The organism is Burkholderia guangdongensis, from assembly GCF_013403875.1.
GTDB lineage: Bacteria > Pseudomonadota > Gammaproteobacteria > Burkholderiales > Burkholderiaceae > Burkholderia > Burkholderia guangdongensis.
Genome location: NZ_JACBNX010000019.1, coordinates 48,180 through 74,512, shown reverse-complemented (window position 1 = coordinate 74,512; position 26,333 = coordinate 48,180). Strand labels below are relative to the sequence as shown.

Here is a 26,333-nt window from a genome sequence, read left to right as displayed (position 1 = left end):
AGTGCTTGAATTCTTTGGGGTGGCTGATGGGACTCGAACCCACGACGACAGGAATCACAATCCTGGACTCTACCAACTGAGCTACAGCCACCACTAACTTCATCTCTTCGCTTCAGAGCGCTGCTCAGCAACGAAGAAGCGAGATTATACAAAGCCTGTTTAATCTTGCAAAGCTTTTTTTTCGGAAATCTCGTCGCGACCGGACAGATGCGCACGCGCCTCGTCGAAGATCGCGAGATCGCCGCGCGCGAGCTGCTTGCTGTCCGACAGGATGCGTCGCCAGCCGCGCGCGCCCGGCACGCCGCGATAGAGCCCGAGCGCATGACGGACGATCGCGCCGAGATACGTGCCGCGCTTGAGCTCCGCCGCGCAATACGCGATCAGCGCGGCTTCCGCGTCCTCGCGCGTCGGCGCCGGCTCGCTCGCGCCGTAGAAGCGCGCGTCGACGCCCGCGAGCAGATACGGGTTGTGATACGCCTCGCGGCCGAGCATCACGCCATCGACGTGCGCAAGGTGCTGCTCGACTTCGTCGAGCGTCGTGATGCCGCCGTTGATCACGATCTCCAGCGACGGAAAATCGCGCTTCAGCCGATACGCATAGTCGTACTTGAGCGGCGGGATCTCGCGATTCTCCTTCGGCGACAGCCCCTTCAGGATCGCGTTGCGCGCATGCACGACGAAGACTTCGCAGCCCGCCTGCGCGACCGTGCCGACGAAGTCGCGCACGAATGCATAGTCCTCGACCGCGTCGACGCCGATCCGGTGCTTGACCGTCACCGGCACCGACACCGCGTCGCGCATCGCCTTCACGCAATCGGCGACGAGCCGCGGCTCGTTCATCAGGCATGCGCCGAACGCGCCGCGCTGCACGCGCTCCGACGGGCAGCCGCAGTTCAGGTTGATCTCGTCGTAGCCCCAGCGCTCGCCGAGCTTCGCGGCGCGCGCGAGATCGTCGGGCTCGCTGCCGCCGAGCTGCAGCGCGACCGGCGCTTCGTCCGGCGTGAACGCGAGATGCCGCTCGACGTCGCCGAACAACAGCGCGCCCGTCGTGACCATTTCCGTGTACAGGAACGTGTGGTGCGACAGCATGCGATGGAACGACCGGCAATGGCGGTCGGTCCAGTCCATCATCGGGGCCACGCTGACGCGGCGGGGGCTGGGGCGGGACGAAACGGGCATGGAATTCGACAGGATGCGACGCGGAAACAACCCGCCATTCTACCGTAACGGGCGAATGTCTCGCCCAACGCTACCCGCCCGCCAGCTCCGTATCCACCGCGCGCCGCCCCTCGTCGAGCACCCACTCGATGATCCGGTGCTCGGTCAGCAGCAGGCCGTCGACCTTCACGAGCCGCCAGTCGATCCGCACCGCGTCGCCCTGCAGCACGCGGTAGTGCACGCGCTCGCCGTCCCAGACCTGCTCGGTCTTCACCTCGATTTCGAAGCCGCGGTACGGCTCGCTGTAATCGCCGAGATCGCTGCCTTTCGGTTCCATCGCGCACTCCGTTGACGAACCGCGTACCGCGCACGGCCAATCGCGCCGGGTGTCGGGCGCGGGCGCGCCACGGTCAGTCGTATTCGTCGGACAAGAAGGCTTTGCCGTCGTCGGTGAGCTCGGCCCGGCCTTCCGCGCTCTGGTAGACGAGCCCGTCGCTGAGCAACGCGTAGACGACATTCGCGAACGCCGGCGGAAACGGCCGGCTCTCGCCGAACTGATCGATCCACTTCAGCGCTTCGATGGCTTCGGGAGTAAGGATCGGCGACATGCGCTGCCTCCGGTGTCGGTGTCATTCCATCCTAGCACTTCCATGCGCGCAATGGCCGATTGGGTCGGCCCCCTAGCGGCCCCCCGGTTCATCCGGACGTAGGCCGTTTCGATGTTCCGGCGCGGGGTCTACTGCGTCTATGGCGCGCCGTTTTTGTTTCCCCGAGTCAGAATTTAACAATTTGAATAACTTTTCCAATCGAATTCCGCGTTTTTCATGCGAAAAAATAAATGTTGAGAAAAATCAACTTAATTAGTTTTACCGAATTGCATAAAACCAGACTGGCGACCACAATCAATTTCACCTTTGTATTTTTTAGACGCAAGCAGACGTAAATGCGTTGCAGCTAAGGGGAGTGCCAGGTGGCCGAGCTCGATTTGAATGAAAAGGAAAATCTTGCGGAGTTCAATGCGCTGGATTTCGATGAAGAATTCATTCGACTGGATTCGTTGATTTGCGAACACGACTCGCTCGGAGATGTGCCGTTGCGAAAAGGCGAGCCGGCGTTTCAATGGGGGAATGTCGAAAAAGCGTGTGTCGAGCTGCTGAGGAAGGCCAACGACATTCGCGTCGCGATCTGGTATCTCCGGGCCTGTATCGCCAGGCGAGGCGTCGCGGGCCTGGCGGACGGCATCGGATGCCTGGCCGGCATCATGAGCTTGCCCATCGACGAGATTCAGCCGCGCGCACTGCCGGGTGAATCCCCGCGCGAAATGCATGTGCTCCATCTTGGCTGGATATCGAGCGCATCTTTTTTGCATCAGTGCAGGCAGGCTCGTTTCGAAGAGCGCGGTATTACGCTTGATGAACTGGCTCGAGGCGAGGTCGCGGAAAAAATTCCGGGCGAAAGTGAATTCAACGCGACAGCAAATATCGTTTTGCCGGAAATCAGGGAGTCGGTTTTGAGAATTGCGGAATTGACGACTGCCGTGGAAAGGCCATTCGATCTGTCGCGTGTACTCGGTCTACTCGATGCGGCGCTCGCTCACCTGAATCCGACCGATCGGCCGGCCGATCGCCTGGCGGCACGCGAGACGGAGCGGGCGATCGCGGCGACTGAGCAGGCAAAGCCATTGCGCGCCCGTTCCGAGCTGACGACGCGAGAGGACGTGGACGCCGCGCTGGAATGCATCGCCGAGTACTTTCGCATTCATGAGCCGAGTCATCCGGCGCCGATCTTTCTGTCGCGAATCCGGCGAATGCTGGGCGCGGGGTTCGAAGAGATGATGGCTGAACTCTACGCCGATGGCGCCGCGCTGGCGGCGCAACTGAGCCGACCGGGAGCCGTGGCCAGATAAATCAATTGTCCTGTCGAGGAGGGAACGTCGTGGTACGTCAAAAGGATGGGCAGAAATTCATCGGAGAAAGTCGTGCGCCGCGTGTGCAGATTGAATACGACGTCGAGATCTACGGTTCGCAGAAAAAAGTCGAACTGCCGTTCGTCGCCGGCGTGATGGCGGACTTGTCCGGCGACAACGTCGAGTCGCTCGGCGCGGTTGAAGATCGTCGTTTCGTGGGGATCGACGTGGAGAATTTCGACGAGCGCATGGCGCAGATCGCGCCGGCTCTCAGTTACCACGTGAAAAACGTCCTCACCGACGATGGCACGCTGATCCCGATCGATCTGACGTTCGAATCCATGGATTCGTTTGAGCCGGCGGAAGTCGTCAGGCGGATTCCCGAACTCTCGGCGCTGCTCGATGCGCGAAATCGTCTCAAGGAGCTGCTGACCTACATGGACGGGAAAGTGGCGGCGGAGGATCTGATTCACGAGCTGCTGAAGAATCCGAAGTGGTCGGCCGACGACCACCCGACTTCCAATCAGGAGATCAAATGAGCACGCTGAACCAGTCCGAATTCGCGCCGGCCGGCGTTGTGCTCGAGGAGCGGGTCGACGACGACTTGAAGGATATTCTGCGCCGATCGTTTCGTCCGCGGACGAACGAGGCTGCCGAAGCCGTGCAGAGCGCGGTCGAAACGTTGCTGACCTACGCGCGCAGAAGCCAGATCGTCGTGCGCGAGGATGTCGCGCAGACGATCGAGCAGTTGATCGCGGAGCTCGACAGGAAGATTTCCGGTCAGCTCACCGAGGTATTGCACAACAAGCGTTTCCAGGCGCTCGAAGGGGCGTGGCGCGGCCTGCATTATCTGGTGTCGAACACGGACACGGGCGAGAACCTGAAGATTCGCTACCTGAATATTTCGAAGGGCGAGCTTGGCAAGACGCTCCGGCGTTTCAGGGGCGTGGTCTGGGATCAAAGTCCGATCTTCAAGATGATTTATGAGCAGGAGTATGGCCAATTCGGCGGCGAACCGTTCGGTTGCCTGATTGGCGACTACCAGTTCGATCACGGCATGCAGGACGTGTCGATCCTGACCGAGATGTCGAAGATTGCCGCGGCCGCGCACGCGCCGTTCATCTCCGCGGCCGCGCCGGGATTGCTGCAGATGGACAATTGGAGCGAGCTGTCCAACCCGCGCGACGTTGCCAAGATATTCACGTCGACCGAGTATGCGTTCTGGCGGCGGCTGCGCGAGAGCAACGATTCCCGTTACCTGGCGCTGACGTTGCCGCGCTTCCTCGCGCGCGTTCCGTACGGTCCGAAAACGCAGGCGGTCGAGGAATTCGGATTCGACGAGAAGGTCGATCCGAATCGCGCGGAAGATTTTTGCTGGGCAAATTCCGCGTATGCGATGGGAGCGAACATCACGCGCGCATTCAAAACCTATGGCTGGTGCACGAAAATTCGCGGGATCGAGTCGGGCGGGGCGGTCGAGGTGTTGTCGAAATTCGTGCTGCCGTCACTGGGCAACGAGATCGAACTGCATTGCCCGACGGAAATTGCGATTTCGGACCGGCGGGAACACGAATTGTCCGAGTCGGGCCTCATGCCGCTCGTCTATCGGAAAAATTCGGATACGGCGGCGTTCATCGGCGCCAGGACGGTACACCGTCCGGCCGTGTACGAGGACGACGACGCGACAGCGAACGCGAACCTTTCGTCCCGGCTGCCGTACATTTTCGCGACGTGCCGGTTCGCTCACTATCTGAAGTGCATCGTCCGCGACAAGATCGGTTCGTTCAAGTCCCGCGAGGACACGCAACGCTGGTTGAACGACTGGCTGATGAATTACGTGGATGGCGACCCGTCGATTTCCAGCGAAATCACCAAGGCGCAGCGCCCGCTGTCCGCCGCCGAGGTTGTCGTCGATGCCATCCCGGAGGATCCGGGGTACTACCGCGCGCAGTTCTTTCTGCGCCCCCATTTTCAGCTGGAGGGGTTGACCGTGTCTCTCAGGCTGGTTTCGAAGCTTCCATCCATCAAGCAGGAGTCGGGCAGCTAACCGGCAATGATCGCCGTTTTCGTTCCGATCGGAGGGCGCTGAAATAGAAAGGTGCCGTACCTCGAGTGCGGCCGTCACGGCCAGTCTCTATAAGAGTAGGAGTGCAGATAATGTCGAATGCATTGGTTGATTATTTTCTCCAGATCGATGGTGTTGAAGGCGAGTCGACCGATCAGCAATATCCGGGCTTGATTCAGATTCAGAGCTGGCAGTGGGCGGAAGAGAACTCCGGCCGCTGGGGGTTCGGCAGTGGGGGTGGCGCAGGCAAGGTCGAGATGAAGGACTTCGAGTTTCGCATGGTGTCCAACAAGGCGTCTCCCAAGCTGTTCCTGATGTGCGCGACGGGCGATCACATCGCCAACGCGAAGCTGATTTGCCGAAAGTCCGGGAAAGGCCAGCAGGAATTCCTGACGATCACGTTTGCAAGCGGTCTCGTGTCGTCGTTCCGAACGCTCGGCAACATGCCGTTCTCGCAGTTGGGGAATGGCAGCGGCGAGGTCGACAACGTGCTGCCGACCGACGAGATCAAGATCAACTTCGCGCAGATCGAGTTCGAGTATCGCGAGCAGCGCAATGACGGCACGATGGGGGCGGTGATCAAGGCCGGCTACGACCTCAAGATGAACGCGCCGATTTAACAGGCATGGGGGGCGGCCTTCTTCTGGCCGCCCATGGTTCGCGTTGCGGCCTTGCATCACGCGCGAGGAGATGGCGTATGAACTCGCATCCGCTCTACAGCAAGCTGTCGACAGGATGTCGGAACGATTCGTTTGGCGAGGTCGTCTGCCGCCATGTGGCGGACCTGATGAACTGCGCGTTGCGCGGCGCACGTATCGACGCGCCCGCAGACAGTCCAGCCGCTTATTCGGTATTGAACTACGGCTCGCCGCCATTGCAGGTCAGCGGCGCGTTCCGGGTCGATCCGATGCGGACGGCGGCCCATATCTGCGAGGTCATTCGCCGATTCGAGCCGCGGGTGGATGGCAGTCGCACCGTCGTGCAGCCCCGGCTCGGAGACCGACCCATGCGGCAGATGCTGTATTTCGACATCCGGACGACGGTCCGCGACGGCGGGGCCGAACTCAGGGTAAGTCTCGCATTCGATTACCTGAACGGCTTTTTCAGCCCGGCCGACGGCTGACGGGGGCGCGTACGAACATGAGCTTTCTGGATCACTACAACGACGAACTACGGCAGTTGCGCGATGCGGGTGCCCGATTTTCACGCGAGCACCCGCAGGTCGCCGCGGCGCTCGGCCTGCATCCGGATGCCGTGACCGATCCGTTCGTCGAGCGCTTGCTCGAAGGCGTCGCCTATCTGTCGGCACGCGTGCAGGCGCGTCTCGATCGCGAATGTGCGGAATTCGCACGGCAAGCGCTCGGACGTGTCTGCCCGCTCTTCATGGCGACGACGCCCGCCATGTCGACTTTTGCGTTTCACACGGATCTGGCCTCGCCGGAGGCGTTTCAGCACAAGACGCTGCCGCGCGGCTCGCTCATCGCGGCCCGATTGCCGGGACGCAAGTTGCCGGTGATGTTTGCCACCGCGCGAGACGTTACGTTGCTGCCGTTGCGGCTCGAGAAGGTCGAGTGCGGCCGGAGCCTGAACGGCCTGCCGTCACCGCTCGCGCAGCGGCTTGCGTCGTCGCAGGCGGTCGTGCGATTCGCCTTTGAGCTCGAAGGACTGGCGACCGCAGGTGAGTTGCGTCGGAACGACGTTCGCCTGGCGCCCCTGCATCTGAGCCTCGCGGGCGACCTGCCGCGCGCCTATGCGTTGCATCAGGCGCTGCTTGCTTCCGGCAGTACGTGGTGCGCCGTCGTGTCGACCGATTTCGGCGATGAGGTACTGCCGCTGTCGGCGGCGGATGTCCGGTTGTCCGGCATCGCCGATGACGAAGCGTTGTTGCCGTCGGACGTCGGCGGCTTGCCCGGCCTGCGCGTGCTTCGCGAGTACTTCGCCCAACCCGCGCGATTGCTGGGTGTCCATGTCGACGTTCTGGAGTCGATCGCCAGGGCCGCCCCGTCGGCGCGCTCGTTCGAACTCGTCGTCGGAATACAGCAGCTCCCGAAGGGGCTCGTCGGAGAGGTTTCCGCCAATCAGTTCCGATTGTTCGCGACACCCGCAATCAATCTGTATCCGAAGCGCTTCGATCCGGTTCCTTATGATCCGAATCTCACCGAGCAGTGGATCCCGGTCGACCGGATCGCGCCGGCTGCCTACCACCTGTGGGGGGTGACCGAAGTACACGTGTGCGAGCGCAACGGCAACGCGCACCCGGCGCGTGCGGTGCTCGAGACGGCCGGGTACGACGCGGACGACAACGCGATTCGATACGGACTGCGCCGGGACAGCGCGCCGCTCGCCGACGGCTCCCGGCGCGACCACGGCGATCCCCGCGATCCCCGCGATCCATTGTCCAGCCACGATCTGATTAGCGTATCTGCGCCGGCCGGCCTGGTTGAACTGGACGATATCGCTTCCATTACCGGCAAGGCGCTGGTTGCCGACCGGGATTGGCGCACCTCCGCGCTGCTCGACGCCGAGCTGAGCCTGCTGGATCCGGTCGCCGTGCAGCGCGTCGAATGCCTGTGGCCGGCCAGCGCGCCACGGGGCATGCCGGCCATGGACGAATGCTGGAATGCCGCGTCGTATCTTGGACAGAATCCGCTCGCGCTGCGCAACGCGCGACGGCAGGACATCACCGCCCGCGTCGTCGAGCAGATGTATCTCGCCGCCAGCCGCGAAGATGCGCTCGACCGGCAACGCGTGGACAGTTTGCGCTCGGTCGTGCTTGGCGCCCAATTTGTCGCGACGGGGCGGGCCACGCCCATTGCACTGGTGCGGGCAACGCGGATCGACATCGACATCGCGGAATCCGCGCATGCGGACCGCGGCGGGTGGTTGTTCGGGCGCGTGCTTGCGCAGGCACTCTCGGAAGCGGCCTCGCTGAACGACGGCATCGAGGCCATCGTGCGACTCGACGGCGAAGCAATCAGTACGCATACGAATGTGGCCGGCAGTGATGGGAGGTTGCAGTGAAATTCGAACGGATCCTGCAGGTCCTGTCGCCACGCCGGACGTTTTTCGAACTGATGCGCCGGATCGAGATGCTGGAGCGTGAACGTAACGGCTCATCTCGATTCGTGCGACGCAGTCCGGGCTGGCTGCGAATCGAGCAATCGGCCGACATGGGCTTCGCGAGCACCGAAATTTCACGCATCGACGTCCGGCAGCGACGCGGTATCGACCACCGCGACGGCCCCCGGGTCAGCGTGATCCAGCGACATTTCGGTTTGTTCGCGCCATACGGGCCGATGCCGCTGTCCGTGACCGAACATGCGATGCACGAGCGAAACGTCGAGCGCAATCCGGCTTTCGAGCGCTTCGTCAATCTGGTCTGTGGCGATCTGGCGTGGATGCACTATCTCGCGTGGTCGTCGATGCATCCGGTGCTCGGCTGCGAGCGTGGACGCAATGCGTTCGTCGAGCGGGTCACGTCATTCGCGAACGCACGACAGGACGCGGCGGTCGCACGCGATGCGATGGCTTGCCGGCACGCGTTTCCGGGCGCCTATTGCGCGCGGCGCCGCTCGCTGGTGGATTTGCAGCGAGTGCTCGGCGCTTATTTCCATGTTCCGCTGAAGGTCGTGCCGCGCCACGGCCGCTGGGTTTCCGTGATGCACGCCACGGGTGCCCGGAGGCGCGTCGGCACGTGGCGGCTCGGGGCACGGATCTGGGACGTCCAGTATTCGATGGAGATCGTGATCGGCCCGCTGGCGGCCGGCGAGTTCCATCGTTGGCAGCGCCGCGCGCCGGCCGTGATGGCGGTATGCGCGGTCGCATCCGATTTCGTCGATGGAGCGGTCGATCCCGTCATCAAGGTTCAGGTGCGCACGTGTCCCGAACTGGCGGGGAGGATCGGCCGCATGCGGATCGGCGTCGACGCGTGGTCGAGGCCGAATCATGCGCTTCGTACGCTGACTGTCCATGAATCTTTCCGGGGTGACGCGTGAATCGTGAACGCATATTCAACTGTCTGGGCCGCACGGCCTATGCGGCGCTCGTCGATGCGACCGTGCTCGGGCGCGCGCGGCGGCACATGTTCATCGACCTGGACCATTGGGCGATGTGCCTGCTTCAGCGCGAGCAGAGCGATTTTGCGCGGCTGCTCACGGCGTGGGGGCATGACCTCGGCGACGTGAAGCACCAGTTGGAAAAGGCGCTCGACACGTTCGATGTCGGTGGCGAGTCGTTGCGCGACATCTCCCGTGCGCTCGAACACAGCGTCGGCCCGGCGGTGATCTGGAGCCGCACCGCCGCGCCGGCGGCCACGGTGCGTTCCGGACACCTGCTGCTCTCCTGGCTCGACGACGAATCGACGCGCCGCTGGTTACAGCAACGCGTGCGGAACGGCATCACGGCCGCGTCACTGGATGAGATCGTCGAGCGATACGACACGCTCGCGGCCGGCTGGCCAGAGGCCGACGAGTGCCCGGAGCCGCGCGACAGTGCAATCGCGGGCGCAGCGGCGACGGGCGACACGCCCCGGGAGGTGCTGTCGAAATGGGCGACGTGCGTGACGGATCAGGCGGCCCATGGCGAACTGGATCCGGTGGTCGGCCGTGACGGCGAATTGCGCACCGTGATCGATATCCTGTCGCGGCGGCGTCAGAACAATCCGATTCTGCTCGGCGAAGCGGGGGTCGGCAAGACGGCCGTCGTCGAGGCGCTCGCGCAGAAGATTCACGCCGGGGCCGTCCCACCCGGCATGGTGGACGCGCAGGTCTGGGCGCTGGATCTGGCTCGATTGCAGGCGGGCGCCGGGGTTCGAGGCGAGTTCGAGCAGCGGCTGAAGGCGTTGATGGATGCGGTGCTCGCGATGCCGGGGCCCGTGATCCTGTTCTGCGACGAGACGCATACGCTGATCGGGGCGGGCGGTTCGGCCGGGACCGGCGATGCGGCGAACCTGATCAAACCGATGCTCGCGCGCGGCCAGTTGCGGATGGTTGCCGCGACGACCTGGGCGGAATACAAGCAGCATATCGAGCCGGACGCGGCGCTGGTCCGGCGCTTTCAGGCCGTGTCCATCGAGGAGCCGGACGACGTCACCGCCGTCGACATGCTTCGCACCATTGCGCCGCGATTCGCGCGGCATCACCAGGTGTTCATCGTGGATGCCGCGCTGCATGGCGCGGTGACGCTGTCGCGCCGCTACCTGCCGGCCCGTCAGTTGCCCGACAAGGCGATCAGCCTGCTGGACACGGCGTGCGCGCGCGTCGCGATGAGCCAGAGCGGCGTGCCGCCCGAGCTGGAGCGGCTCATCGAGCAGACTCGCTCGATCGGGCAGACGCTCGGCTGGCGCGCCAGCGACCGGAGGATGGGCGTCGATACGCCGGGAGACGAGGCCGAACTCGCGGCTCGCCGCGATCAGTTGACGATGCAGGCGCGCTCGCTCGAAAGGGAGGTCGACGCGCAGCGCGAGGAAGTGCGCGCCTGGCTCGAGCGCTTGAACGCGGAGACCAGTGAGCCGAAACGGGAGCGCGCAACTGGCGCCGCGCTGGCGGAGTCCGCCGATGGCGCGGCGCTGGCGATGCGCGCCGGTGCCGACCGGTGGGTGCGGCCCTGGGTGGACGAACGCGTCATTGCCGAAGTGCTTGCGGAATGGACTGGTGTGCCGGTCGTACAGCTCGCGCAGGACGACGCGCAGAGAATCGCGGCGCTCGAGGCGTCGCTCAACGCGAACATCCACGGCCAAGCGGGAGGGCTGCGCTCGATCGCGCAGGCGCTGCAGGTATCACATTCCGGGCTCGGGGATCCGCAGCGTCCGATCGGCGTCATGTTGCTTGCGGGTCCCACGGGCACCGGCAAGAGTCAGGCGGCCGCGAAGCTTGCCGAATTGCTGTTCGGCGGCGCGCGCAGTCTCGTGCAATTCAACATGAACGAGTTCCAGGAGGCGCATACCGTGTCGACGCTGAAAGGGGCGCCGCCCGGCTACGCGGGTTACGGTAAAGGCGGCCGATTGACCGAAGCGATCAGGAAGCGGCCGTACAGCGTGCTGTTGCTTGACGAGTTCGACCGCGCGCACCCGGATATTCATGAAGTCTTCTACCAGGTGTTCGACCAGGGCTGGATGGAGGACGGCGAAGGGCGGCGCATCAATTTTCGCAACAGCCTGATTCTGTTGACGACCAATCTCGGGGACGCGGATATCGAAGCGGCGTGCCACGCGGATCCGCATGTGTCCCAGGCCAGGCTCGAGGCGCTGGTGCGTGGGCGACTGCAAGGGCGCTTCTCGGCGGCGCTGCTTGCCCGGATCCAGATCGTCGCGTTCCGGCCGCTCGATGTCGGCGCGCTGACGGGCATTGCGCATCAGGCACTCGACGAGATCGGCCAGCGGCTCGCGCAGAATGGCTTCGCATGGCGCGTCGATGACGGCGTGGCGAACTGGATTGCGCAGGCGATTTCACGGCATCCGGCAAACGGTCGAGCGGTGCGCGATTTGCTGCGCCAGCACGTGATGCCCGCGATCGCGCGGGGCTTGCTTGCCGCGCGCGCTGAAGATCGACCGTTGCGGACGGTCCGGCTGTCCGTCGGCGACACGTTGTCGCTGTCGTTCGATGATGGGGATGCCGGCTCAACCCACATCGGCATGACGATTGCCGCCGATGACGCGGCGGATGACAGCGCGGTCTCGCCGGCGCATGCCGGCTCGGAAGGAGAATCGGCATGCGTCTGATCGAATTGCGCGGTGATGCGCTGGACTCGAGCGTCGTCGCACTTTCGCTGTCCGTTCGGGAGAATTTCTCGCAGGAGCCGGCCTACCGTCTCGACTTGCTGAGCCGCGATCCGGAGCTGGATCTCGACATGCTGCTGGGCACGTCGCTGTCGGCCGACATCGATCTGGGCGACGGCGCGATGCGAACCTTCAATGCGTTCGTGTTCGGCGGTTACGACACCGGACAACTGAGCGGCCAGTACACCTATACGCTCGAACTGGGAAGCTGGCTGTCGTTTCTCCAGGAAAACCGCAACAGCCGGATCTTCCAGAATCTGTCGGTGCCGGAGATCGTCGAACAGGTTTTCCGCGGGCATCAGCGTTTCGATTACCGCCGCGACCTCGAAGGCGCGTATGAGCCGCGTGAATATTGCGTGCAGTTTCAGGAAACCGACCTGAACTTCGTCAAGCGCCTGCTCGAGGACGAGGGCATCTATTTCTGGGTCGAACACGAGGCGGATCGACACGTGGTCGTGCTGTCGGATCATCCGCGCTTCGAGGATCTGTCCTTCTCGTCCGGCCAGTTGCAGTATCTTCCGGACGGCGAGGAGTCCCGGGCGATTCAGGGCCGGGAGGGCGTGCAGCGACTGCAGCGCACGCGGCGGGTACGATCGAACAACGTCGCATTGCGCGACTTCAATTACCTGGCGCCATCGAACCGGCTCGACAGCGACGCGCGGGCAACGTCGGCGCCCGCGTTGTCGGGGGTGGCGCTCGAGTACTACGACTACGGAACGGGCTACCAGGATCCGCAGGGCGGCGAGCGGCTCGCGCGCTTGAGACTGGAGGCGTTTCAAGCCGATGCGCGCGTGCTGAACGGCCACGCGAATGTTCGCGGCCTGGCGACCGGGCGGGCATTTACGCTCGCCGGCTATCCGGCGCCGACGCGCAATCGCCGCTACTACGTGATCGGCAGCGAGCTGTCGTTTATCCAGGACGGTCCGGACAGCACCTCGCAGGGCCGCAATGTCGCGGTGAAATTCCGCGCGCTCGAGGACGACCAGCCCTATCGGCCGCTGCTCGTGACTCGACGGCCGGAAGTGCCGGGTATCCAGAGCGCGACTGTGGTCGGGCCGCAGATGTCGGAGGTGCATACCGACAAGCTGGGGCGGATTCGCGTGCATTTCCACTGGGATCGCTACAAGACGTCGGAAGCCGACGCGTCGTGCTGGATCCGGGTGTCGCAAGCCTGGGCCGGGAAAGGGTGGGGCGTGCTCGCGATGCCGCGCGTCGGCCAGGAAGTGCTGGTGACCTATGTGGACGGCGATCTCGACCGGCCGCTCGTGACGGGCATCGTCTACAACGGCGAGAATCCGACGCCGTACGATTTGCCGAAGGACGTTCGCTATACGGGGCTGGTATCACGCTCGGTGAAGTCCGCTGGGCAGAACCAGAACGCGAGCCAGCTCACGTTCGACGATCAGCGCGGCGCGGAGCGCCTGATGCTCCATTCCGAACGCGACATGCAGGAGACGTGCGAGCGCAACAGCTCCAAAGCCGTCGGCCAGGACATGAATACGTCCGTCAAGGGAACGGCCACGTCGGTCACCGGCATGACGGTCAGTTACACCGGCATTTCGATTTCGTACACCGGTCTGTCGGCCAGTTTCACGGGCGTTTCCACGGCGTTTACGGGACTCAGTACGTCCTTCACCGGCGTCGGATTCGGCTTCAAGGGTGTCGATACGACGTTTACCGGCGTGAACACGTCCTTCAACGGCGTGTACTCGGCGTACATTGGCGTCTATGCCGAAGCGATCGGCACCGCCACGAAGTTTACCGGCATGGCGACCAGCGTGGTCGGAACGAGCACGGCGGTAACCGGCGTCGCCACCAGCATGACGGGCATCGCGGCGTCGATGACGGACGTCAGCATGTCGTTCACGGGGCAATCACGGAGCACGATCGGCGTGTCGGAGGCCTATACCGGCACGTCGAACGCCGTGACGGGCAACAGCACGGTGGTGACGGGCACGTCGAACGTCATCATGGGCTCATCGGTCTGGACGACCGGCACGTCGACGATCATCGCGGGCGTGTCGACCTCGACGATCGGAAGCCTGACGAGCGCGGTGGGATCGAGCGCAGTAGCGATCGGCAGTTCGACGAACGCGGTGGGGTCGAGTGTTTCGGCGACCGGCAGCAGCGTGTCGACGACCGGGTTCAGCTTTGCGTATACCGGCGCGAGCTATGCCGACACCGGCATCGACCTGAAAAAAGTCGGCATGCAGGTGAAAAGCTGATGCCGCTGCGCCACATCAAACCACAGGCCGCGCTCATCGCGACGACGCGCACGCAGATCGGTTCCCGGCCGATGCTGGCAATCAGTATCGGCGTGGGCTTTCGGCTCAGCGAGCCGGCGATACTGGTCCACGAGGCAGCCGTTTGGGAGGCCGTCAAGGCCGCGGCTCCGTCGATGCCGCTCGTGGAGGCGGCGATGCCGAAATGGCGCGCGGAATGGATGCTCGCCGGACATTCGGTATGCCGCGTGCCGGCCGATGAAGTCGGCCGCACGGTCGATTGGGCGGCGTTGGCGGAACTGGATGGCGTGCGCAAGACCGTCTCGTGTCAGGCGCGTGCCGACGGGCGCGATGCACCGGGGGGATTCGCGACGGTTGCAATCGATCCGACGGAGGCGGCCGCGGGCCATGCGGGCGAAAACCCGTTCGGGATCGCGTCCGGCACGGCACCGTTGCAGCGCGTCTCCACGTTTGGCGTTCGCCCGGAGCCGCTGGCCGCAATGGGCGTGCTCGGGACCGACTGGCCCGAGCGCCGCCAGTGGATGCCGCATCGCCCAGGCTCCGCGGAAGCGATGGCGCGTGACGGTACTCACATGGGCTGGCCGGAAAGCGTCGACCCGAGGTTCTTTCAGCAGGCCGCGCCCGATCAGTGGTCGCGTGGCGACGTGTGGGCAGCCGGCGCTCCCTTTCAGTTGAACGGCTTCGGCGCGCGCGGAGAAGGCTATGCCGGTACGCTGCCGCGTCTCGCCGCGGTTGCGCTGGTGACGCGTACCGGTCACCCTGACGCCGAGCAGGTGGCGTTACGTCAGCAGACCGTCTGGCTTCTGCCCGACAGCGATGTCGGCGTGCTGTGGTGGAATGGGGCGGTCACGATCGATTATGTGCTGGACGATGCGCCGGAGATGCTGGTGGCGTCGCTGAAAGACGCGGGCGAGCGGATCGACACCGGCGCCATGATGGCGTTTGCCGCGCAGCGCGCTGACGTGTCCTCCACCGACCCGACGCAACTGGCGGATCACGTGCTGATGCCGTCGACCGAAAAGGGCTGGGCCTGGGAGTTGATTCTCGACGCCGATGACCATCCGCGCTTCTCGCCGCCGTCGCGACCGCGCACGGAGATCGTCGAACGGCTCGAGCGCCACCGGCAGTCTCTGATGGAGGCGCGAGCCGGCCAGCAGGCGTCGCACGGTCTCCGGGACGCGGCCGGCGATGCGGCATGGCCAGTCGCGCCGTCCCGCGACCGCGACCGCGGCCGCGATTGGCGAGCCTATTTCGGCGGAGCCGGCCATTCGGAACTGAAGGATGAGACGATCCGCGACGCGGATCTGTCCGGATTGAGTTTCGACGGCTGGCGCATGCAGGCGCTGCGTTTCGAGCGCTGCCGATTCGATCGGAGCATCTGGCGGAACAGCCGTTTGATCCAGGTGCACATGGTCGACTGTTCATTCGTCGATGCGGTGTTTGACGGCGTGATCTGGCACGGTGGCGCGCTGGTCCGCAGCCTGCTGCGGCGCGGCGCATGGAACAACGTCGAGCTGGAGCGCGTCAGTATCGACGAATGCGGGCTCGACGCGCTGTCGGCGACAGGCGGCGCCTGGTCCCTGGTGACGGTCCAGGGCGGCGGCGGCGAGGGGGGAACGGTGCGCGACGTGGCATGGACGAGCGTGTCGTGGAACCGGGTCGACGCCCGTCGCTGGGCCTGGGTTCGCGTGCAGGCCGACAGTCTCGCGATCGTCGAATGCGAATTCGCCGGCCTGGCGCTTGCGCAATGCAAGCTGGCGAAGCCGAGTGTGCTGCTGAGCGATCTGACGGCCAGCACATGGCAGCAGTGCACGCTCTCGTTCGCGGTATTGTCGCACCGCACGTCGATCGACCGCGCGCGCGTCAGCGACTGCGTGTTTCAGTCATCGAGCTTTCAGGATCTGCATGCGGACGCGCTGCGGGTCGAGCACTGCTCGTTCGTTCGACTCAATGCCCAGCACCTGAAAGCGGAACGCTCCATCTGGTCGCACACCGTGCTCGAAGGGGCAAATCTGACGCATGCCCGCCTGCTTGGCGCCTCGTTCGACCGTTGCTCGTTGAAGGAAGCGATGCTGTACGGCGCGGACATGCACGAAACCCGGGTGCGCGACTGCAACCTGATCCGCGCGCGGATGGGTTGGGCACACCTTCCCGGTGCGGGCGCGTGGCGCCACAACCTGAACGCGGGCAGGCTCGATGTGCCGAGGAGGCAGGGATGAACGCCCCAAATCCGTCGACGGCAGCGCCGGCGCTCCCGCTGGTCATCAGGAAGCGGCACTACACGTCGTCTCATCGTGGACTCGATCTGGCCGACGTGATCTACGAAGGCTGTCATTTCGATCATTTGACGTGGTCCGACTGCCGGATGTCGAACGTGAACTTCGTCGATTGCCGATTCGACGGCAATCGTTTCGAGCGTTGCGAGGCGATCCGCATCCATCACGAGAACTGCCGCGTCATCGAAACGACATGGGACGACTGCCGGCTACGGGGGCTGTCGTTGACCGGCGGCGAGATCCGGGGCGCCGAATGGCGGGGCGGACAGGTCCGGGACTCGATTTTCTCGAAGACGGATGGCGTGGACTGGCATTTCGAACGCGTGCGGACGGCGCACGTGTCGTTCGTCGCAAGCCATCTCGCGAACGTCACGCTGAATGGCGGGCATTGGTCGGATACGTCGTGGATCGACGTGGCATCCGCGGACCTCGGCATCCGCTCGGCGGAGCTGGTGAATTTCATTGTCGGAAAGAGTCGCTGCAATCGGCATGCGATCGAGCATTGTCGAGGAATCAACGTGAGGTGGATTGATTCGCAGATCGAAGGAATGATCGTTCGCGAGTGTGATCTGCGCCAGGCCGCCTGGTCGCATTGCACGTGGACGGAAGGCCGGATCGACGAGAGCCGCCTACCGTTTGCGAGCTTCGATCATGCGAAGGTCCGCGGCCTGTCGGTATCGGGAACCGATCTGACGCAGGCGATTTTCGATCACGCGGTGCTGGCGGACTGCGATCTTCAGCGATTGCATGCGCCACGCGTCGCATTCCGCCATGCGCGGCTCCTTCGCGTGAAGCTGACGGGCGCTCGCCTCGAGAGACTGGACGCGCGGGGCGCCGAACTCGAGACGGTCGATCTGAATGGTTGCGATTGCCGGGCTGGCCTGTTGACCGGACAGCCGAGGCGCGCATGGCTCGCCGCGGATACACGACAAGCGATTTTCGAGCACGCGTTTGCCGACGATGACGATGCATGGCAACGACGTGTCCAACCTGGGGCAAGAGGAGAGTGATGATGACCATTCTGGAATCGGCCAGCGGGGACGAGGCCAGGTCCGTTGTCGGCGACGATCGGTTGTCGGGGCCGCTGGCTACGCTGCTCCGGCGGCCGGCGGTTGTTCATCCGGTCGGATACGTCACGATCGGCCGAATCGGCGAAACGGCGGCGGACGGTGCATGGTGGGTCGCGCTCGCGCCCGGCGGCCGTCTGTCCGCCCGTACCGCGATCAGTTGCGTCGTGAAGCCGCGGTGCGGCGATCTGGTGCAGCTGTACCACACGCCGGCAGGCAACTGGATTCTGGCGATCCTCGAACGCCGCGAAGGCGGCTGCGATCTCGTGCTCGATTTCGGCGAGGCCAGCGTGCGGCTGCAAGCTCATGACGTGCGCATGCAGGCGCGCGACCGGCTCACGCTCGAGGCCGCACGATTCGCCAGCCGGGCGGAGGTGGTCACGCAGGCCGCCGGCGAGCGGCACGCGTGCGTGAGCGGCACCGACGCGACGCATGCGGGCAATACGTTCGTCCATACCGAACGTCATATGGGATTGCACGCGAATAGCGCGGTCGTGACATCGGCGTCGTTGTTGAAAGTCGACGCCGGCCAGATTCACATGGGTTGATCCCGGTTCTCACACGGAGGTTCTCATGTTTGCCAACTGTTCCGCCGGCGGCATGGCGCTTGCCGGCGCGGACGTCTGCAAGACGCCGCCACTCGCGATTCCGGTTTGCTATCCGAATATCGCAAACAAGCCGGAGGCCGTGCCGAACGTGCCGAACATCATTTATTCGGGCGGGCCGGTCCACAACATGAACACGATCATCCCGATCACGCACTGCGACGAGGGCGGATCGATGGGGGGCGTTGCGTCGGGCACGGTGTCGGCGCTGTCGCGGCACGTGACCGGATCCGGCAAGGTGATGATCCAGGGCGCACCGCAGACCCGACTGACCGATACGAACCTGCCGAACAATCAGAACACGGCGGGGCAGTCGATCGTGCCGTCCCAGACCATCACGATGACGCTCAGTTGATGACAGGCCTCCGGTCGCTCATCGTCGCGCTCGTGCTGGGCATGCTGTCCGGTTGCTCGCTATTCGCGCCGAAGCCTGCCGAGCCGCGTCAGAGTTCGAGTCAGCGTCAGCTGCTCGTCACGCTGATCGGCGGGAGCCGGCTGAACGTGACCACGAGCGGTGAGCCGAGGCCGGTTCAGTCATGCGTCTACATCGTGAATGCGATCGACTGGGTGCCGATGGCGAGCGGCGATGCGTCTTGTGCCGGCCGGGACCAGGACGGCACCGTGCTCAGCGTGTCGCGCCATGTCATCGCGCCGAACCAGGTGCTGCAGTTCTGGATCGATGTTTCGCCGAGCGGCAAGATCTGGCTCGTCGCCGACGCGGACTACGCGCGGCGCCCGGCTCAATACGCGCCTCTGCGCATGCCCGTCGACGGCAGCGGAGTGATTCAGGTCGCGTTGTGGCTCGATCGCGACGGCATCTACGACGCGTCGCTTCCGGGGCCCGTACCGGTGGTGCCGGGCAGTCGGACTTCGGGTGCCCACCATGCTGGCATCCCCGGCGCGCCGTTGCCGGCGCCTGTACCCGTGGCGCCGGGCAGTCCGCCTCCGGGTATCCGCCATGCTGGCATCCCGGGCGCGTCGCTGCTGGGGCCCGTACCGGTGACGCCGGGCAGTCCGCCTCCGGGTGCCCGCCCACCAGGCATCTACGACGCGTCGCTGCCGAGGCCCGCACCGGTGGCGCCGGGCAGTCCACCTTCGATGACCCGCCATGCTGGCATGCCCGAGGCGTCGCCGCCGAGACAGGCACGGGTGACGCCGGGCAGTCGGCCTCCGAGTGCCCGCCATCCTCGCATCTACGAAGCGTTGCTGCCCGGGCGCGTACCGGTGGTGCCGGACGGTCCGCCTCCGAGTGCCCCCCATGCCGCCGGTCACGCGGGCAAGCCCGTTCGCCACCCCGAATCAGACGCAAGGAGTGTCAGTCAATGAGCAGTCTGCCGGTTGGGCCGGTCGCATGGAGCGACGGCCTGTTGATCGAAACGCAGCATTTCCAGCAGCTCGAGCGTCATCTGTCCCATCAGGTCGCGTTGCGGCTCGGGCAGACATCGAATCATGGCTGGGGATTCACGATGCTCGACGTCGATCAGGACGGTTTGGGGCTTGGCCGTCTCGGGCTGCGCCGCGCACGGGGCGTATTCCAGGACGGCACTGCATTTTCGTTGCCGTCCGATGATCCGTTGCCCGCGCCGCTCGATACCGAGCACGCGCAGTCGGGCGACGTAGCGTGTTTCGCGGTTCAGGCCGCTCGCAGCGGCGCGCCGGAGATGGCATTCGGCGACGTGGCGTCGACGTCACGCTATCTCGCCGTGCCGACCGAGGTGCCGGATCTGGCACTCGGCCTCGACGCGCCCGGCACGCCGCGCAATCTGACGATCGAAACAGGCCGGCTGATGACGCGCCTCTGCTGGAAATCGCATCTGCGCGCCGACGAGGTTGCGCTGCCGATTGCGAGAGTCGAGGGCCGCGGCGCGGGTCATGCGGTGCGGCTCGATTCGCGCTTCATCCCCCCGCTGCTCGATACGCGCGCGAACGTCGTGCTGACTGCGTTGATCGACGAGTTGCGGGGGGCGCTTCGTGTACGGCTGGCGAATACTTCCGGGCAGCGTGTGCTGTCTACCGGCGGCGGCGTCGCCGATCTGATCGAACTGCTGCTGCGCCAGGCGATCGCCGAGTACCGGATGCGGCTCGAGCATCTGGATGCGTTCGATCCGTTGCCGCCGGCGATGCTGTATCACGAATTGGTCGGCCTGCTCGGGCGACTCAGCGTGCTGCCCGGCGTCGGCGACGAACTGGCGGACCGCCCGTTCGATTACCGTCACGACGACTTGCAGCGCAGCTTCGAGCCCCTTGCCGCGACACTGCGGCACGCGCTCGCCCGGGTGATCGAGACGCCGGTGTTGCCGCTGCGCTTCGACGATCGCGGCGATCAGGTTTACATCTGCGTGCTCGACAAACAGTGGAATCTCAAGAAACTCGTCTTTGCCGTGTCGGCCGCGATGCCGGCGGACAAGCTGCGTCACCTTCTGCCGCAGCAGGCCAAGCTCGGGGCCGTCGAGCAGATTCAGAAGCTCGTCGATCTGCAATTGCCGGGGGCGCGCCTGATTCCGTTACCCCATCCGCCGCGCCAGATTCCGTACTACGCGCAAAGCGTCTATTTCGAAGTCGAGTCGAACGATCCGTTCTGGGCACAGACGCTCGCGGGTTCCGCGATGGCGCTGCGTATCGTCGGCGACTTTCCGGAGTTGCACTTCGAGGCGTGGGGGCTAAGGGACGGCAAGGTGGCATGACTCACGATATGGACGGTGACCGGCGATGAATCTGCTCGGAAATTTTTCTTCTGTCGTTCAGGAACACGGGGAACACGTGCCGGCGTCTCCGGATGACGGCGCGGACGCCACGCCCGTGGTTTACAGCCAGCAAGGCGACAAGGTCGCGATCCTGAAAGCCGGCCAGCAATCGGCGAGCTGGAGCAATCCATTCGTATCGCATGCGTTGCCCGCGATCCTGCAACTGCAGCGGCATCTCGCGGGTGGCCCGCTCGACCACGGCACGGTGCGCACGCAGCTTGGACTCGAAGTGCGCTTGTTCCGGGAGGGGCTGGCCGGCGCGGGGCGGGATTGGGAGCAGATTCGCGATGCATCGTACCTGCTGTGCACCTACCTCGACGAAAGCATCAACGATGCGGCGCGCGCCGCGTCGCACATTCCATACGACGGTGAACGCAGCTTGCTGGTGGAGTTTCATGACGACGCATGGGGTGGAGAGGATGCATTCGCCAACCTCGCTCGCTGGATGAAGGAGAACGATCCGCCGGTGCCGCTGCTCGAGTTTTATGAGCTGATCCTGTCTCTCGGCTGGCGAGGCCGTTATCAGGTGCTCGATCGTGGCGATGTGCTGTTGCAGGATCTGCGTTCGCAACTTCATGCGCTGATCTGGCATCACGTGGCGCCGGCGCCGCTCGGCACCGGGCTCGTCGCGCCTGCGCGTGCGCACGGCAAGCGTCGATGGTGGACGCCAGCGCGGGCTGGGGGGGCCGCGCTGGGTACCGCACTGCTCACGTACGCTGCGCTCGGCATGGTGCTGGATGGGCAAGGGCGATCGCTACGCAATGCGCTGGCCGCATGGACGCCCCCCACCCGGACGATCAATCTCGCCGAAACGTTGCCGCCGCCGCTGCCGCAACTGCTTTCCGAAGGGTGGCTGACCGCTTACAAGGATCCGCAAGGATGGCTGCTCGTGTTTCGCACCGACGGCGCGTTCGATGTCGGCAACGCGGAAGTGAGGCCGGCGTTCATGCGCAACATCGAGCGGCTGGGTCTCGCGTTCGCACCGTGGCCAGGCGACCTCGAAGTGATAGGGCATACCGACCGGCAGCCGATCCGGACCCACGCTTTTGCAAACAATCAGGCGTTGTCGGAAGCGCGGGCGCGCACCGTGGCCGAAGCGCTGCGCAGGACGGCAACGGCGGGCGGTGCGCAGGCGCCGGACCACGCGGTGAAGCGCGGTATCGACTATTCCGGACGCGGTGACACGCAGCCGATCGACACGGCCCGAACACCGGCCGCCTACGACCGAAACCGCCGGGTCGATGTGCTGTGGAAAGTCATCCCGGCAGGCGGGAACCGTTCGGCGGACGTCGCTGCGGCACCCGGCCAGGAAGCGGTGGGGCTCACGATGCCGGATCGCGGGGTGATCGTGTCCGCGGCTCAGGTGTCTCAGGTACCTCAAGTGCCTCAGGCGACCGGGGGGCAATCGCCATGTTGAGAGCCGGCTTGCGGATTTGCGTCGCGATCCTGATCGCCGTCGTGATCTGGTGGGTAGGGCCGCTGTTCGCGCTCGGCATTTATCGCCCGTTCGCGTCTGTCTGGGTGCGCGAGGTGCTGGTCGCGGCGGTGCTCGTGTGGGGACTGTGGCCGATGCTGGCTCGACTGTGGATGCGTCTGGCCATGAGCGCGCGTCAAGTGCGCATGCCGCAGCCGGTTGCCCAGCCGCACGATTTCATCGACGAGCGATTGCGCGACCTGAGTCGCCTGCTGAAGGCGCGGTGGCGGCGGGAGCCGCGCGGCCGCTGGCGTGACTGGCGCGGCGTACGGCGGCGCGAATATTTGCGCGTGCTGCCGTGGTATCTCGTTCTCGGCGCGCAAGGCAGCGGCAAGACGAGCCTGGTGGCGAAGGCAGCTCAAGCGGCGGCTCAATCGGCGACACAAGCGGCAGTGCGCGCGTCGGACACGGAAGGAACCGGCCCGGACCCGGTTGCTCAGTTCGCGAGCCGCGGCGAAGATTTCAATTTCCGCCTATCGGACGATGCCGTATGGTTCGACGTCGGCGGTCGCTGGAACCTGCGTGACGACATGGACGAGCCGACGCTCGACGCGTGGCGGCAGTTGCTGCGGAAGTTGAGGAGGATGCGGGGCGACGGGGCGATCAGCGGGGTCGTGATCTGCATCGATAGCGCGGCGATGACAGGACCGTCGCAGCAGGCCGGCAAGCGCGTCGCCGACGGCGTGCGGCGTCGGCTCGCCGAAATGCGCGAGGTATTCGGGCAGCAGATGCAGATATACGTCGCGCTGAACGGCATCGACCGTCTGGAAGGTGCGGTTTCGATGTTGTCGATGATGGATGCGTCGCGCTGGTCGGGCGGCGTCGGCTTCTGCTTGCCGGACGATCCGGCCGACGAAAACGCGTCGGCGGCCGGCGCGCGTTGGCAGGCCGCGCTTCGCGGCGTGCTGGATCGCGTTCAGCGGCAGGTGCTTTTTTCCGCGCCTGCCGCGACCGACGTCACGGTCAATCACGCGCAACTGCGCTTCGTCGAGGCGCTCAGTCAGTTGCACAAGGCGCTGCTCGTCTGGTTGCATATCGCGATTGCACCGACTGCGCCGATTGCACCGATTGCCCCGGGCGAATTGCACGCGGCTGCGCGGCTGCGCGGCGTATGGATGGGCTCGATGGCCGAGCTGGCGCTGGCGCAGCCCGCGGGCAGTCCGACCGGGGCGCCGGCGCCGACGCGACCGCTGAGCGCGCTGTGGGCTCCGTTGTTCCAGCAGGTCCTGCTCGAGCGTGATTCGGCGAGATCCGGCGGGGCCGGGTCATGGCGCAACCGTATTGCGCGGAGGCTGCGCTGGTTGGCGTTGCCGGTCCTGGCGCTTGCTCTGTTGCTGTGGTTCGGGTGGGGTTACGTCGAGGAGCGCCATTATCTCGACGACGTGCACGCGCAGTTCAGCGAAGCGAAGCGTGTCGCGCAGGCTCAGGTGTCTGACGGCCCGGATGGCGGCTCGCCGCTGCTCGATATCGCGGACCAGATGAGATATGCGCAGGCACAGGCGGAAGGCGCGGGCAGGGGCATGGGTGGCGTGACGCCATATTTTGAGCACCGGCGCGTCGCAAGCGCGGCGCTCGACACCTATCGCCGCCAGTTGCAGAAGATGCTGATGCCGGAGTTGTACAACGAAGTCCGGCGCACGTTGGTTGCGCAGGCGGGGGGCGCGCCTGGCGACGTGTACCAGACGCTCAAGGTCTATCTGATGCTGTGCCGGCCGGAGCGGCGCCATGCGGCGGATGTCGAGCGTTGGCTGGACAGCCGCTGGGACAGCCTGACCGGCGGTCAACACTATGGCGACGACGATCGGCGCATGCTGCTCGCGCACGTGCACGCGCTGATTTCGCTGCCGAACCTGCCTGCTACGCCGGAGGACGAGAACCTCGTGCGGTCCGCACGTGCGCACGCGGCGCAGATTCCGCTCATCACGCGCGTGCTGCAGGCCATCCACGCACAAGGGTTGCCCCCACACGTTCATGACATCTCGCTGGCTCGCGCGGCCGGCCCGGAATCGGCGATGAGCTTGCGCCTGCGCAGCGGCGTGCCGAGTACCGACGTCGCGGTGTCCGGCTGGTACACGCGTGCCGGCTACACGGACGCGTTCCTCCCGCGCGTCGAAAAGAGCGCGCGAACGATGCTGGAGGAGGAGAGCTGGGTACTGCGCGACGAATCGCTCGCCGGCAACGCTTTTCAGATTGATGGGCTCGTCCAGAAGCTGGCCGATTCCACGCGCTCGCAGTTCCTCCAGAACTACATGGCCAGTTGGCAGAATTTCCTCAACGACGTGACCGTGCGCAGCGTCACGGGGCTCGACGACGCGGCGCAACTGGCGGCGACGATGATGGACCCGCAGTCGCCGCTCGCCAATCTGCTGCGTTTCACCGCGCGCGAAACGACGCTGACCGCGAGCAACGACGGCGACATCGGCAGCTGGATCGACCGTCAGAAATACCGCTTCGAGAAAGGCCGGCGCCAGATCGTCGGCGAGCTGAGCGGCCGGCGTGAGCGGACGCTGCTGTTGCCCGAGCATCGGGTCGACGAGCATTTCCAGTCGATTCGACAACTGGCCGCGCAGCTCGATAACCGCAACACGGCGTCGAGCAATCCGCTCATACGGCTTTTCGAGCCGTTGTACCGGCAACTGGGGTTGGTCAACGGCGCGCTTCAGGCCGGGCAGGTCCTGCCGCCTCAGTACGATGCGTTTTCGCGTCTGAAAGAAACGGCGGCCCGCCAGCCCGAGCCGGTAAGGGGGATCATGCTGGATCTCGTCAACAGCGGCAGCACGATGACGACGCGCGAGTCAGGGGCATTGCTCGATCGCGGTGCGGCCGGTGCGACGTCGACGGTATGCAGCACCGGCTTTACGAGCCGGTATCCGTTCAACCGAAAAGCGCAGGCCGACGCCGGCGTGGAAGACTTCGAGAGGATGTTCGGCGCACAAGGGATGATGGCGACGTATTTCCGCGACAGGCTCGCCGCCCACGTGGATACGTCGGGCACGTCGTGGAAGGCGCTGCGTTCGAGCGGCGGCGCCGAGGGCATGGTGAGCCCGGGCGTGCTCAAGTCCTATGAGACCGCCGGCCGGATTCGCGACGCCATGCTCGACGAGTCCGGGCATCTGCGCCTCTCCGTCATGCTGCGCTTCCTGGACATGGATTCCCAGGTGTCGGAAGCGCAGTTGGCGGTTGGCGAACAAACGTTGCGCTACGCGCACGGGACGACTTCACCGCAGCGTATCGACTGGAATGGCCGGCATGTCAGGCAGGCGATCGTGCTGCAGATGAAATCGGTCGACGGGCGCCTGAGTACGTTGCAGTTCGATGGCCCCTGGGCGCTTTTCCGCTTTTTCGATGCCGGCCAGCCTGCGGGAGGGGCCGGCGATCGACGCGAGCGACTGTACCCGACGAGCGTCGGAACGGTGCGCGTCGAATGGCAGGCGCTGACGGCGTCGGCGCCTATCTGGTCGGGCATCCTGCAATCATTCAGGTGTCCATCGTGATGCATGTCGTGGTGTCCAATGTGCTGTCGGGCACAAATTTGAAAAGGAGCAGAAGATGATCGATCCGAAAGAAATCCTGTCCGCGTGCATGGATGCGCACGAATTCGGCCAGAACGCCGGTAGTTCGATGGCGAAACCGTTCATGAGCGCGATTCCGGATCTATCGGTGGCGTCATCGCAGAACGCGAGCAACCTGATCGGCCATGTTCAGCAGGTAGGCGGCAAGATGCTGGACCACATGACGAACATCAAGAACTCGATCGACAAGCAGGTCGCGGCGCACCAGGATGCGCAGCAACGGCAGAAAAGTTACGACTTCAACGTCGACATGAACGATTTGAGGCCGACCGACGCAGTCGGCTTTCCGCAGGAGATGCCGTCGAATTTCTTTGCGCCGTTCAAAACGGGCAAGTGAGCGACCGTTCGCCGGACGGTGGGTGCCGGACCGTTCCGGCGGTCTGGCACGAATACGCCCGCGCACTGGCGGGCAGGGTGCAAGGCAGAAGCCGGTATCAGCAGACCGTCA

The 26,333-nt window shown here is 64.9% G+C and carries 20 protein-coding genes, 1 tRNA gene and 1 pseudogene; 18 read left to right on the top strand and 4 right to left on the bottom strand.

The window, feature by feature from the left end; genetic code table 11:
- Positions 1 to 15: 15 nt before the first annotated feature.
- The 4 genes from HZI36_RS19080 to HZI36_RS19065 all read right to left on the bottom strand — a co-directional run bounded on the left by HZI36_RS19080 (position 16) and on the right by HZI36_RS19065 (position 1,766).
- A tRNA-His gene (locus HZI36_RS19080) sits at positions 16 to 91 on the bottom strand.
- A gap of 68 nt (positions 92 to 159) precedes the next feature.
- Positions 160 to 1,179, bottom strand: coding sequence for a tRNA dihydrouridine(20/20a) synthase DusA (dusA, locus tag HZI36_RS19075; RefSeq protein WP_179404216.1), 1,020 nt, complete (start codon positions 1,177 to 1,179; stop codon positions 160 to 162).
- A 70-nt stretch (positions 1,180 to 1,249) separates the two neighbouring features.
- Complete coding sequence (locus HZI36_RS19070) at positions 1,250 to 1,495, bottom strand: hypothetical protein (protein WP_179404215.1); 246 nt, start codon at positions 1,493 to 1,495, stop codon at positions 1,250 to 1,252.
- 73 nt (positions 1,496 to 1,568) lie between these two features.
- Positions 1,569 to 1,766: a hypothetical protein gene (locus tag HZI36_RS19065; protein WP_179404214.1), complete on the bottom strand. Its 198-nt coding sequence runs from the start codon at positions 1,764 to 1,766 to the stop codon at positions 1,569 to 1,571.
- Between the two features lie 362 nt (positions 1,767 to 2,128).
- On the opposite strand from HZI36_RS19065, the gene HZI36_RS19060 reads away from it, so the two are divergent.
- The 18 genes and pseudogenes from HZI36_RS19060 (at position 2,129) to HZI36_RS18975 (ending at position 26,222) form a co-directional block, all read left to right on the top strand.
- Positions 2,129 to 3,064 (top strand): type VI secretion system protein TssA, encoded by a 936-nt coding sequence (locus HZI36_RS19060; RefSeq protein ID WP_343050297.1) that lies wholly within the window; start codon positions 2,129 to 2,131, stop codon positions 3,062 to 3,064.
- A 29-nt stretch (positions 3,065 to 3,093) separates the two neighbouring features.
- Positions 3,094 to 3,603, top strand: a complete 510-nt coding sequence (gene tssB / locus HZI36_RS19055; protein WP_179404213.1) for a type VI secretion system contractile sheath small subunit — start codon at positions 3,094 to 3,096, stop codon at positions 3,601 to 3,603.
- Positions 3,600 to 5,111 carry a type VI secretion system contractile sheath large subunit gene (gene tssC, locus HZI36_RS19050; RefSeq protein ID WP_179404267.1) on the top strand — a complete coding sequence of 504 codons (1,512 nt, stop codon included), beginning with the start codon at positions 3,600 to 3,602 and terminating at the stop codon, positions 5,109 to 5,111. The genes tssB and tssC overlap by 4 nt, the downstream gene beginning before the upstream one ends.
- A 110-nt stretch (positions 5,112 to 5,221) precedes the next feature.
- Complete coding sequence (locus tag HZI36_RS19045; protein WP_179404212.1) at positions 5,222 to 5,749, top strand: Hcp family type VI secretion system effector; 528 nt, start codon at positions 5,222 to 5,224, stop codon at positions 5,747 to 5,749.
- A gap of 77 nt (positions 5,750 to 5,826) precedes the next feature.
- A complete protein-coding gene (locus HZI36_RS19040; RefSeq protein WP_179404211.1) occupies positions 5,827 to 6,252 on the top strand; it encodes a GPW/gp25 family protein in 426 nt (141 codons plus the stop codon).
- A 17-nt stretch (positions 6,253 to 6,269) separates the two neighbouring features.
- Entirely contained in the window at positions 6,270 to 8,150 is a 1,881-nt protein-coding gene (gene tssF, locus HZI36_RS19035) for a type VI secretion system baseplate subunit TssF (protein WP_179404210.1), read from the top strand.
- Positions 8,147 to 9,124, top strand: coding sequence for a type VI secretion system baseplate subunit TssG (locus tag HZI36_RS19030; RefSeq protein ID WP_179404209.1), 978 nt, complete (start codon positions 8,147 to 8,149; stop codon positions 9,122 to 9,124). Before tssF ends, HZI36_RS19030 begins: the two co-directional genes overlap by 4 nt.
- The gene (tssH, locus tag HZI36_RS19025; protein WP_179404208.1) at positions 9,121 to 11,847 is read left to right on the top strand and encodes a type VI secretion system ATPase TssH; all 2,727 of its coding nucleotides are present in this window, start codon (positions 9,121 to 9,123) and stop codon (positions 11,845 to 11,847) included. The genes HZI36_RS19030 and tssH overlap by 4 nt, the downstream gene beginning before the upstream one ends.
- On the top strand, positions 11,838 to 14,129 hold the full coding sequence (locus HZI36_RS19020) for a type VI secretion system Vgr family protein (RefSeq protein WP_179404207.1): 2,292 nt from the start codon (positions 11,838 to 11,840) through the stop codon (positions 14,127 to 14,129). Before tssH ends, HZI36_RS19020 begins: the two co-directional genes overlap by 10 nt.
- 5 nt (positions 14,130 to 14,134) lie before the next feature.
- Positions 14,135 to 16,366, top strand: coding sequence for a pentapeptide repeat-containing protein (locus tag HZI36_RS19015; protein WP_179404266.1), 2,232 nt, complete (start codon positions 14,135 to 14,137; stop codon positions 16,364 to 16,366).
- A 95-nt stretch (positions 16,367 to 16,461) separates the two neighbouring features.
- Positions 16,462 to 17,433, top strand: a complete 972-nt coding sequence (locus HZI36_RS19010; RefSeq protein WP_343050296.1) for a pentapeptide repeat-containing protein — start codon at positions 16,462 to 16,464, stop codon at positions 17,431 to 17,433.
- Positions 17,433 to 18,038, top strand: coding sequence for a DUF3540 domain-containing protein (locus HZI36_RS19005; protein WP_246327133.1), 606 nt, complete (start codon positions 17,433 to 17,435; stop codon positions 18,036 to 18,038). The genes HZI36_RS19010 and HZI36_RS19005 overlap by 1 nt, the downstream gene beginning before the upstream one ends.
- Positions 18,039 to 18,063: 25 nt before the next feature.
- Positions 18,064 to 18,450 (top strand): DUF4150 domain-containing protein, encoded by a 387-nt coding sequence (locus HZI36_RS19000; protein WP_179404205.1) that lies wholly within the window; start codon positions 18,064 to 18,066, stop codon positions 18,448 to 18,450.
- Entirely contained in the window at positions 18,450 to 19,421 is a 972-nt protein-coding gene (locus tag HZI36_RS18995) for a type VI secretion lipoprotein TssJ (protein WP_179404264.1), read from the top strand. Before HZI36_RS19000 ends, HZI36_RS18995 begins: the two co-directional genes overlap by 1 nt.
- Entirely contained in the window at positions 19,418 to 20,779 is a 1,362-nt protein-coding gene (gene tssK, locus HZI36_RS18990; protein ID WP_179404204.1) for a type VI secretion system baseplate subunit TssK, read from the top strand. Before HZI36_RS18995 ends, tssK begins: the two co-directional genes overlap by 4 nt.
- Before the next feature lie 85 nt (positions 20,780 to 20,864).
- Positions 20,865 to 22,256, top strand: a pseudogene (locus HZI36_RS18985) (DotU/TssL family secretion system protein); the annotation flags it as partial.
- The gene (gene tssM / locus HZI36_RS18980; protein WP_179404263.1) at positions 22,250 to 25,807 is read left to right on the top strand and encodes a type VI secretion system membrane subunit TssM; all 3,558 of its coding nucleotides are present in this window, start codon (positions 22,250 to 22,252) and stop codon (positions 25,805 to 25,807) included. The pseudogene HZI36_RS18985 and the gene tssM, both read left to right, overlap by 7 nt.
- A gap of 55 nt (positions 25,808 to 25,862) precedes the next feature.
- Positions 25,863 to 26,222, top strand: coding sequence for a DUF6277 family protein (locus tag HZI36_RS18975; protein ID WP_179404203.1), 360 nt, complete (start codon positions 25,863 to 25,865; stop codon positions 26,220 to 26,222).
- Positions 26,223 to 26,333 lie beyond the last annotated feature (111 nt).

Coding starts and splice junctions, on each gene's coding strand:
- dusA (WP_179404216.1), bottom strand. CDS start 1,179: ATGCCCGTTTCGTCCCGCCCCAGCCCCCGCCGCGTCAGCGTGGCCCCG.
- HZI36_RS19070 (WP_179404215.1), bottom strand. CDS start 1,495: ATGGAACCGAAAGGCAGCGATCTCGGCGATTACAGCGAGCCGTACCGC.
- HZI36_RS19065 (WP_179404214.1), bottom strand. CDS start 1,766: ATGTCGCCGATCCTTACTCCCGAAGCCATCGAAGCGCTGAAGTGGATC.
- tssC (WP_179404267.1), top strand. CDS start 3,600: ATGAGCACGCTGAACCAGTCCGAATTCGCGCCGGCCGGCGTTGTGCTC.
- HZI36_RS19045 (WP_179404212.1), top strand. CDS start 5,222: ATGTCGAATGCATTGGTTGATTATTTTCTCCAGATCGATGGTGTTGAA.
- HZI36_RS19040 (WP_179404211.1), top strand. CDS start 5,827: ATGAACTCGCATCCGCTCTACAGCAAGCTGTCGACAGGATGTCGGAAC.
- tssF (WP_179404210.1), top strand. CDS start 6,270: ATGAGCTTTCTGGATCACTACAACGACGAACTACGGCAGTTGCGCGAT.
- HZI36_RS19020 (WP_179404207.1), top strand. CDS start 11,838: ATGCGTCTGATCGAATTGCGCGGTGATGCGCTGGACTCGAGCGTCGTC.
- HZI36_RS19005 (WP_246327133.1), top strand. CDS start 17,433: ATGATGACCATTCTGGAATCGGCCAGCGGGGACGAGGCCAGGTCCGTT.
- HZI36_RS19000 (WP_179404205.1), top strand. CDS start 18,064: ATGTTTGCCAACTGTTCCGCCGGCGGCATGGCGCTTGCCGGCGCGGAC.
- HZI36_RS18995 (WP_179404264.1), top strand. CDS start 18,450: ATGACAGGCCTCCGGTCGCTCATCGTCGCGCTCGTGCTGGGCATGCTG.
- tssK (WP_179404204.1), top strand. CDS start 19,418: ATGAGCAGTCTGCCGGTTGGGCCGGTCGCATGGAGCGACGGCCTGTTG.
- tssM (WP_179404263.1), top strand. CDS start 22,250: ATGTTGAGAGCCGGCTTGCGGATTTGCGTCGCGATCCTGATCGCCGTC.
- HZI36_RS18975 (WP_179404203.1), top strand. CDS start 25,863: ATGATCGATCCGAAAGAAATCCTGTCCGCGTGCATGGATGCGCACGAA.